The 2,206-nt window shown below is 37.6% G+C and carries 3 protein-coding genes; 2 read left to right on the top strand and 1 reads right to left on the bottom strand.

The window, feature by feature from the left end:
• Both AC1DND_RS26270 and AC1DND_RS26265 read left to right on the top strand, forming a co-directional pair.
• Nucleotides 1-975 (top strand): ABC transporter permease (locus AC1DND_RS26270; RefSeq protein WP_477585597.1); only part of this gene is annotated, 975 nt, incomplete at its 5' end.
• Between the two features lie 88 nt (nucleotides 976-1,063).
• Nucleotides 1,064-1,744, top strand: coding sequence for an ABC transporter ATP-binding protein (locus tag AC1DND_RS26265; protein WP_477585595.1), 681 nt, complete (start codon nucleotides 1,064-1,066; stop codon nucleotides 1,742-1,744).
• Between the two features lie 123 nt (nucleotides 1,745-1,867).
• On the opposite strand, the gene AC1DND_RS26260 is transcribed toward AC1DND_RS26265, so the two are convergent.
• On the bottom strand, nucleotides 1,868-2,206 hold a 339-nt coding region (locus tag AC1DND_RS26260; RefSeq protein WP_477585593.1), incomplete at its 5' end, for an L-rhamnose mutarotase.

Genomic DNA, 2,206 nt, shown 5'->3' with positions numbered 1-2,206 from the left:
CCTTATGATAGCATGGCAATTACCCGATACCATACTTTGCAGGATCAGATCAATAAAATTCCAGGCGTATTGTCATCCAGCTATTGCAGTGCGGCGCCATCTTCTGATTTTAATAACGAAAGTAATTTCAGGTACAATGGAACAGTAAGATCAACTTTTCAGGCCAACACCAAAACAGGAGATGAAAACTATTTTAAAACATTTGGTTTAGAAATTATTGCTGGTAAAGGCTTATCTAAGAGTGATACACTCAAAGATATTGTAGTAAACGAAACCATGTTAAAAAAACTCAATGTAGTTAACTATAACGATGCGATTGGGAAAACCATCAGGATCAATGATAAAACAGGTAACATCATTGGTGTAGTTAAAGATTTTAACAATATGAGTTTGCACGAGCCTATTTCTCCGATTGTGATTAACAGCGACAAAGAATCGTACAACACTATAGCTGTAAAGCTTGATAGTAAAAGTATTTTGCCTGCTATGCGGGCTATAGAAAAAACATGGAACACAGTACTGCCCGAATATGTTTATGGATCTACTTTTATGGATGATAAAATCAGTGAATATTATCAAACCGAAAAAATAATGGGAGCCCTTTTTAAGGTGTTTGCCGGGGTGATCATTTTTATTTCCTTTATCGGTTTATTTGGACTGATCTCTTTCGTGGCTACACAGAGAACCCGCGAAGTTGCCATTAGAAAGGTTTTGGGTGCTTCTACATTAGAATTGGTTAAAATGTTAAATGGTTCATTTCTGTTAATGGTTTTTCTTGCCAATTTGGTAGCCTGGCCGCTTGCTTATTTATTCGTTGCCAAATGGCTGGCCACTTTTACCTATCGCATTGATTTGAATATCTGGCCTTTTGTATTTGCCATGATTATTTCTATGGTCATTACGTTGATTACCGTAAGCATCCGCTCGTATAAAGCAGCGGTTGCCAATACCATTGATGCACTTAAATATGAATAAAGGTAGGAAGGCAAAAGGTTTTATGGCGGAAGGTTAAAGTACCTAATCCATCAACCTTCCACCTTCTAACCCTCAACCTTGAAAAAATATGATACAACTTAATAACATCGAAAAATATTACGCAAACAAAGGCATTAAAAACTACGTGTTACGTTTGGTTACCACAACAATTAAACAAGGAGAATTTGTTTCCATTATGGGCCCATCAGGTGCAGGGAAATCTACTTTGCTCAATATTATTGGCATGCTTGAAGAACCCACTTATGGTTCGTATGAGTTTCTGGGCGAGAATGTAACTTCGTTGAATGAACGTAAACGCATTGAACTTTACCGAAATCACATCGGTTTTGTTTTTCAGGCCTACCACTTAATTGATGAAATGACCGTTTATGAAAATATTGAAGCCCCATTGCTGTACAAAAAAGTTGGTAGCTCTGAGCGGGCAAGTAGAATTGCCGACCTGTTAGACCGTTTTAATATTGTGGCAAAAAAAGATTTATTCCCAAATCAACTTTCAGGCGGGCAGCAACAATTGGTTGGTATAGCAAGGGCATTGGCCGCTCAACCATCTATAATTCTGGCCGATGAGCCAACGGGTAACTTACAATCGGCACAGGCAGAAGAAATTATGACATTGTTTAAAAAACTAAATCAGGAAGATGGGATTACCATTATCCAGGTTACACATTCCGAAAAAAATGCGCAATACGGAAATAGGATTTTGCACATTGCCGATGGTGTAGTAAAAGAAGATGTGACGGTAGGTTAAACCGAATTTTATTAAGCTAAGCTTTTGTTTAAAGAGATAAACACAGCCTTTAATATTTCAGCTGTGTTTATTTAAATAACTCATTTTAGCCGATAAAAGGCTCATTGTTTGTATGCCGTATTACTAATCTTTGTGAAAAACTTCTTCCATATTGCTCCAGGTTTCGCCTTTAGCAGCAGCATCGGGCAGTGGAATCTGAGTCGGTGCAGTTTCTTTCCACCAACGTTGGGTAGTGGTATCAGCAGCCATCTTTTTCATATCAGCAGCAAAATCGTTTCCGGTATACTCGAAATAGCTAAAAAGATACTGTTTGCCCTCAATTTCTTTTAAATAAATGGAATAATTATGGATGTTGCATGCTGTTATTTTTTTTAATACCCCTGGCCATACGGCAGCATGTAACTTTTTGTAATAAGCCACCTTTTCGGGTTTCAAACCTGTAATACTGCCATAACGTAACAC

It is taken from the genome of Pedobacter sp. 01N416 (genome assembly GCF_056399685.1).
The sequence above is the reverse complement of the archived record's forward strand: the minus strand, read 5'-3'. Positions and strand labels throughout refer to the sequence as shown.